2 protein-coding genes are annotated in these 8,097 nt (G+C 63.7%); both read right to left on the bottom strand.

Going from position 1 to position 8,097, the window contains the following annotated elements; genetic code table 11:
• The coding region (gene rpoC / locus ACPEH8_RS18745) for a DNA-directed RNA polymerase subunit beta' (RefSeq protein ID WP_423667785.1) at positions 1–3,765 on the bottom strand (3,765 nt) is incomplete at its 3' end.
• 91 nt (positions 3,766–3,856) lie between these two features.
• Entirely contained in the window at positions 3,857–8,011 is a 4,155-nt protein-coding gene (gene rpoB / locus ACPEH8_RS18740) for a DNA-directed RNA polymerase subunit beta (protein WP_017356006.1), read from the bottom strand.
• Positions 8,012–8,097: the final 86 nt, after the last annotated feature.

Genomic DNA, 8,097 nt, shown 5'->3' with positions numbered 1-8,097 from the left:
CTCGATGTGCTTGTCGTTGATCTTCACGCCCTGCAGGCGGTAAACGTCCTGGATCTCGTTGACGATGTAGCGTGCCAGCGCACTGACGCCCAGCAGACGCAGGATGTCGTGCGGGTTGCTCGGACCGTCGGAGATTACTTCACCCTTGTTCACCTGTTCGCCTTCGAAGACGTTGAGGTGACGCCACTTCGGAATCAGCTCCTCGTACGGATCACTGCCGTCGGTCGGAGTGATGACCAGACGACGCTTGCCCTTGGTTTCCTTACCGAAGGAAATCGTACCGCTGATTTCCGCCAGGATGGACGGCTCCTTCGGACGACGCGCTTCGAACAGGTCGGCAACACGCGGCAGACCACCGGTGATGTCGCGGGTCTTGGACGCTTCCTGCGGGATCTTGGCGACCACGTCGCCCACGCCGACGGCAGCGCCGTCCTGCAGGTTGACGATGGAGCGCGGCGGCAACAGGTACTGGGCCGGCAGATCGGTGTTCGGGATGGTCAGGTCATTGCCCTTGGCATCCACGATACGCACGATCGGACGCAGGTCCTTGGCCTGCGAACCGCGACGCTTCGGGTCGGTGATTTCACGCGAGGCCAGGCCGGTCAGTTCGTCGGTCTTCTCGATGACGGTGACGCCGTCGATGAAGTCGATGAAGCGGATGAAGCCGGCCACTTCGGACACGATCGGGTGGTTATGCGGATCCCAGTTGGCCACGGTCTGGCCAGCCTTCACTGCATCACCGTCCTTGGACGCGATCATCGAGCCGTAGGGCAGCTTGTAACGCTCGCGCTCACGGCCGTGCGCATCCAGCACCGAGATTTCGCCCGAACGCGACACCGCCACCAGCGAGCCATTGGCATGCTCGACGGACTTCAGGTTGTTGAACTTCACCGAACCGGTGGTCTTCACGGTGATGTTGTCCACCGCAGCCGCACGCGATGCCGCACCACCGATGTGGAACGTACGCATGGTGAGCTGGGTACCCGGCTCACCGATCGACTGTGCGGCGATGACGCCCACCGCTTCACCGATGTTGACGATGTGGCCACGGGCCAGATCGCGGCCGTAGCAGCGGCCGCAGACGCCGAACGCCGAGGCGCACGAAATCGTCGAGCGCACCTTGATGCTCTGCACGCCGGCGTCTTCCAGCTTGGCCACCCACTGTTCGTCCAGCAGGGTGTTGCGGGTCACGATCGGATCTTCATCGTTGCCCGGCAGGAACACGTCCTCGGCCACGACGCGACCCAGCACGCGCTCCTTCAACGGCTCCACGACGTCGCCGCCTTCCACGATCGGGGTCATGGTCAGGCCTTCGGTGGTACCGCAATCCACCTCGGTGATGACCACGTCCTGCGCGACGTCGACCAGACGACGGGTCAGGTAACCCGAGTTCGCCGTCTTCAGCGCGGTATCGGCCAGACCCTTACGGGCACCGTGGGTGGAGTTGAAGTACTCCTGCACGTTCAGGCCTTCACGGAAGTTCGCCTTGATGGGCGTTTCGATGATCGAGCCATCCGGACGGGCCATCAAGCCACGCATACCGGCCAGCTGACGAATCTGCGCCTGCGAACCACGGGCACCGGAGTCGGCCATGATGTACAGCGAGTTCATCGACTTCTGGTCGATGGTCTCGCCCTTGGCGTTGACCACCTTCTCGGTACCGATGGTGTCCATCATCGCCTTGGCGATGCGTTCGTTGGTGCGCGACCAGATGTCGACCACCTTGTTGTAGCGCTCGCCGGCGGTGACCAGGCCCGACTGGTACTGCTCCTGGATTTCCAGCACTTCAGCCTCGGCCTCGGTGAGGATGCCGCGCTTTTCGTCCGGGATCAGCATGTCGTCGATGCCGATCGACACGCCGGCGCGGGTTGCGTAGGCGAAGCCGGTGTACATCAGCTTGTCGGCGAACACGACCGTGTCCTTCAAGCCCAGCTGACGGTAGCTGGAGTTGATCAGGCGGCTGATGTTCTTCTTGGTCAGCTCGACGTTGGCCAGGGCGAACGGCAGGCCTTCCGGCAGGATTTCGGCCAGCAGGGCACGACCGATCGTGGTATCCACGATCGAGGTCTTGTTCTGCTTGTCGCCGTTCTCGTCGGTCACCACCTCGGTGATGCGGACCTTGACCTTGGCGTGCAGTTCCACCACGCGGTTGTCATAGGCGCGCTTGACTTCGGCGATGTTGGCGAAGGCCATGCCCTCGCCCTTCTTGTTTTCCAGGGCGCGGGTCATGTAGTACAGACCCAGCACCACGTCCTGCGACGGCACGATGATCGGCTCGCCGTTGGCCGGCGACAGGATGTTGTTGGTCGACATCATCAGCGCACGCGCTTCCAGCTGGGCTTCCAGCGAGAGCGGCACGTGGACGGCCATCTGGTCACCGTCGAAGTCGGCGTTGAACGCGGTGCAGACCAGCGGGTGCAGCTGGATGGCCTTGCCCTCGATCAGCACCGGCTCGAACGCCTGGATGCCCAGACGGTGCAGGGTCGGCGCACGGTTCAGCATCACCGGGTGCTCGCGGATGACCTCTTCCAGGATGTCCCAGACTTCGGCTTCTTCGCGCTCGACCAGCTTCTTGGCGGCCTTGATGGTGGTGGCCAGGCCACGACGCTGCAGCTTGGCGAACACGAACGGCTTGAACAGTTCCAGCGCCATCTTCTTCGGCAGGCCGCACTGGTGCAGGCGCAGGTACGGACCGACCACGATGACCGAACGGCCCGAGTAGTCCACGCGCTTGCCCAGCAGGTTCTGACGGAAGCGCCCCTGCTTGCCCTTGATCATGTCGGCCAGCGACTTCAGCGGGCGCTTGTTGGTGCCGGTGATGGCACGGCCACGACGGCCGTTGTCCAGCAGCGCATCGACCGATTCCTGCAGCATGCGCTTTTCATTGCGCACGATGATGTCCGGCGCGTTCAGCTCGAGTAGGCGGCGCAGGCGGTTGTTGCGGTTGATGACGCGGCGGTACAGGTCGTTCAGGTCGGAGGTCGCGAAGCGACCACCGTCCAGCGGCACCAGCGGACGCAGGTCCGGCGGCAGCACCGGCAGCACGGTCATGACCATCCACTCGGGGCGGTTGCCCGACTCGAGGAAGGCCTCGACCAGCTTGATGCGCTTGGTCAGTCGCTTCAGCTTGGTTTCCGAACCGGTGCTGGCGATTTCTTCGCGCAGGCGGGTCATTTCCGACTGCAGGTCGATGGTGCGCAGCAGCTCGTACACGGCCTCGGCGCCCATTGCGGCGTCGAAGTCGTCACCGTGCTCCTGGCGTGCCTGCAGGTACTGCTCTTCGGTCAGCAGCTGGCGACGCTCCAGGGCGGTCAGGCCCGGCTCGGTCACCACATAGGCTTCGAAGTACAGCACGCGCTCGATGTCACGCAGGGTCATGTCCAGCATCAGGCCGATGCGCGACGGCAGCGACTTGAGGAACCAGATGTGCGCGACCGGGGACGCCAGGTCGATGTGGCCCATGCGCTCGCGGCGCACCTTGGCCAAGGTGACTTCGGTGCCGCACTTTTCGCAGACCACGCCGCGGTGCTTCATGCGCTTGTACTTGCCGCACAGGCACTCGTAGTCCTTGACCGGCCCGAAGATGGCGGCGCAGAACAGGCCGTCACGCTCCGGCTTGAAGGTACGGTAGTTGATGGTTTCCGGCTTCTTCACTTCGCCGAAGGACCACGAACGGATCAGATCCGGCGAGGCCAGCGCGATCTTGATCGCGTCGAAGTCCAGCGTCTGGCGCTGCTGGTTGAAGAGGTTCAGCAAGTCTTTCATGGTGTTTCTCCGAAAGGAGGAAATCTCGTGTCGATGGGGCTGTCAGGTCACATCCGGCGGCGCGGCTGCCGGGGCAGCCGCGCCTGCACGATCAGTTGCCGTCCAGTTCCATGTTGATGGCCAGCGAGCGGATTTCCTTCACGAGCACGTTGAAGGATTCCGGCATGCCCGCGACCATCTCGTGCTCACCGTCGACGATGTTCTTGTACATCTGGTTACGACCCTGCACGTCATCGGACTTCACCGTCAGCATTTCCTGCAGGGTGTAGGCCGCGCCGTAGGCTTCCAGCGCCCAGACTTCCATTTCACCGAAGCGCTGGCCGCCAAACTGCGCCTTGCCGCCCAGCGGCTGCTGGGTAACGAGCGAGTACGGGCCGGTCGAACGGGCGTGCATCTTGTCGTCGACCAGGTGGTTCAGCTTCAGGTAGTGCATGTAGCCGACGGTGGTGTGGCGATCGAACGCTTCACCGGTGCGGCCGTCATACAGCTGGGTCTGGCCGCTCAGCGGCAGGTCGGCGAGTTCGAGCATGCGCTTGATCTCGGCCTCGGTCGCACCGTCGAACACCGGGGTGGCCATCGGCACGCCATCGGTCAGGTTGTTGGCCAGACGCAGCAGTTCCTCATCGCTGAACTGCGACAGGTCCACGTGGTTGGCCACCTGGGTCTTGTCGTGGTTGTAGATGTCGTCCAGGAAGCTGCGCAGCTGGGTGATCGCGGCCTGCGCCTCGAGCATGCCCTGGATCTTGCGGCCCAGGCCCTTGGCGGCCCAGCCCAGATGCACTTCCAGGATCTGCCCGATGTTCATACGGGACGGCACGCCCAGCGGGTTCAGCACGATGTCCACGGTTTCGCCCGAAGCCATGTACGGCATGTCTTCGACCGGCACCACGTTGGAAACCACACCCTTGTTGCCGTGGCGGCCTGCCATCTTGTCGCCCGGCTGGATGCGGCGCTTCACGGCCAGGAACACCTTGACCATCTTCAGCACGCCCGGAGCCAGGTCGTCGCCCGCGGTGATCTTGCCGCGCTTGTCGGCGAAGCGACGCTCGAACTCCTTCTCGTGCGCCTGGATCTGCTTCTGCGCGCGCTCGATGGCTTCGGAGGCGTCCTCGTCCTTCATGCGCAGCGCGAACCAGTCAGCCTTCTTCAGGCCGTCCAGGTAGGCGTCGGTGACGCTGTCGCCCTTCTTCAGGCCGGCGCCGCCGTTGACCACCTTGCCCACGATCTGCGAACGCAGACGGGCGTAGATGGCGCCTTCCAGGATGCGGAACTGGTCGTCGAAGTCCTTCTTGACGCGCTTGATCTCGTTTTCCTCGATCTGGCGCGCACGCTTGTCCTTCTCGATGCCGTCGCGGGTGAAGACCTGCACGTCGATGACGGTGCCGTCCATGCCCGGCGGCACGCGCAGCGAGCTGTCCTTAACGTCGGAGGCCTTCTCGCCGAAGATCGCGCGCAGCAGCTTCTCTTCCGGGGTCAGCTGGCTTTCGCCCTTCGGCGTGACCTTGCCGACCATGATGTCGCCGGCGCGGACTTCCGCACCGATGTACACCACGCCCGACTCGTCGAGGCGGTTCAGCGCCTGCTCGGAGACGTTCGGGATGTCGGCGGAGATTTCCTCCGGCCCCAGCTTGGTGTCACGCGCAACGCAGGTCAGCTCTTCGATGTGGATCGTGGTGTAACGATCCTCTTCCACCACGCGCTCGGAGAGCAGGATGGAGTCTTCGAAGTTGTAGCCGTTCCACGGCATGAAGGCGATCAGCATGTTCTGGCCCAGGGCCAGTTCGCCGATGTCGGTGGACGGACCGTCGGCCAGCACGTCGCCGCGCGCCACCACGTTGCCCACTTCGACCAGCGGACGCTGGTTGATGCAGGTGTTCTGGTTGGAGCGGGTGTACTTGATCAGGTTGTAGATGTCCACGCCGGCGTCGGTCGCGTCGGTGATCTCCGACTCGTTGACCTTGACCACGATGCGGCCGGCGTCGATCTGCACGATCTCGCCGCCACGACGGGCGTTCACGGTCACACCCGAGTCGCGGGCCACGGCGCGTTCGATACCGGTACCCACCAGCGGCTTCTGCGCACGCAGGGTCGGCACGGCCTGGCGCTGCATGTTGGCGCCCATCAGTGCACGGTTGGCGTCATCGTGCTCCAGGAACGGAACCAGCGCGGCAGCGATCGACACGGTCTGCATCGGCGAGACGTCCATGAAGTGGACTTCCGCCGGCGGCTTCAGCAGCGACTCACCCTGATAACGGCACGGCACGAACTGCTCGGTGAGCATGCTCTTGGCGTCGGTCAGGGCGTTGGCCTGTGCGATGACGTATTCGTTCTCTTCGATCGCCGACAGGAACTCGATCTCGTCGGAGACCTTGCCGTCGGACACCTTGCGGTACGGGGTCTCGAGGAAGCCGTACTGGTTGGTGCGGGCGTACACGGCCAGCGAGTTGATCAGGCCGATGTTCGGGCCTTCCGGGGTTTCGATGGTGCAGACGCGGCCGTAATGGGTCGGGTGCACGTCGCGCACTTCGAAGCCGGCGCGTTCGCGGGTCAGACCGCCCGGGCCCAGTGCGGACACGCGGCGCTTGTGCGTCACTTCCGACAGCGGGTTGTTCTGATCCATGAACTGGGACAGCTGCGAGGAGCCGAAGAACTCCTTGATGGCAGCGGCGACCGGCTTGGCGTTGATCAGCTCCTGCGGGGTCAGGCCTTCGGACTCGGCCATCGACAGGCGCTCCTTGACCGCGCGCTCGACGCGGACCAGGCCCACGCGGAACACGTTCTCGGCCATTTCGCCGACCGAACGGACGCGACGGTTGCCCAGGTGATCGATGTCATCGACCACGCCACGACCGTTGCGGATCTCGGTCAGCACCTTGATCACGTCCAGGATGTCGGAGCTCTCGCCATGCTCGGCGACCAGGCGCTTGGACTCTTCGTCGTTGCGCTCGCCGAAATACTTGCGGTCGTACAGCACGGCTTCGCCGGTGACTTCCTTGCGGCCGACACGACGGTTGAACTTCATGCGGCCGACCGTGGACAGGTCGTAGCGCTCGAAGGTGAAGAACAGGTTGTGGAACAGGTTCTGCGCGGCGTCCTTGGTCGGCGGCTCGCCCGGACGCATCATGCGGTAGATTTCGACCAGGGCTTCCAGCTGGGTCTTGGTCGGATCGATGCGCAGGGTGTTGGACAGGTACGGACCACGATCGAGATCGTTCACCCACAGGGTGCCCACGGCATCCACGCCGGCCTTGCGGAAGGCCTGCAGCTGCTCGTCGGTGATTTCGTCGTTGGCCTGGGCCAGCAGCTCACCGGTGTTGGCGTCGACCACGTCGTGCGACAGGATGCGGCCGACGATGTAGTCGTCCGGCACGGCCAGGGCGGCAATGCCCGAGGCTTCCAGCTGCTTGACGTGACGCGCGGTGATGCGCTTGCCGGCTTCCACGATGACCTTGTCGCCATCGGCCAGGTCGAAGTTCAGGGTCTCGCCGCGCAGGCGCTCGGAGACCAGTTCGAGCTGCACGCCTTCATCGGGGTTGATGTGGAACGTGTTGATCTCGAAGAACTCGGCCAGCATTTCTTCGTTGCTGTAGCCCAGCGCACGCAGCAGGATCGACACCGGCAGCTTGCGGCGACGGTCGATACGGGTGAACAGCGCGTCCTTCGGGTCGAACTCGAAGTCCAGCCAGGAGCCGCGGTAGGGAATGATGCGGGCGCTGTACAGCAGCTTGCCCGAGCTGTGGGTCTTGCCACGGTCGTGGTCGAAGAACACGCCCGGCGAACGGTGCAGCTGCGACACGATGACGCGCTCGGTACCGTTGACGATGAAGGTGCCGTTCTCGGTCATCAGCGGGATCTCGCCGAGATAGACCTCCTGCTCCTTCACGTACTTGATGGCCTTGGTGGACGACTCACGGTCGTAGATCACCAGGCGCACGGTCACGCGCAGCGGCGCGCCGTAGCTCATGCCACGCTGGCGGCACTCGCGCTCGTCGAACACGGGATCGCCGAGCTTGTAGCCGACGTACTCCAGGGCAGCGTTGCCGCTGTAGCTGGAAATCGGGAACACCGACTTCAGGGCCGCGTGCAGACCGTGGTCCGTGCGCTTGGCCGGATCGACGTTTTCCTGCAGGAATTCACGGTAGGAATCCACCTGGATGGCGAGCAGGAACGGCACTTCGAGGATCGAGCGCTGCTTGCCGAAATCCTTGCGGATACGCTTCTTTTCGGTGAACGAATAAGACGTCATGAGGTATCACCTTGGCTGTGCGGATCGTGCGTCCACGACCCGAAGGGAAACTGAAATTGTCAGTTGGAAGTCGCTGGTATTGCCGG

The organism is Stenotrophomonas sp. NPDC077461, assembly GCF_049545475.1.
Classification (GTDB): domain Bacteria; phylum Pseudomonadota; class Gammaproteobacteria; order Xanthomonadales; family Xanthomonadaceae; genus Stenotrophomonas; species Stenotrophomonas nematodicola.
Note: the sequence above shows the minus strand (reverse complement) of the source record. Positions and strands in the feature narration are given on the sequence as shown.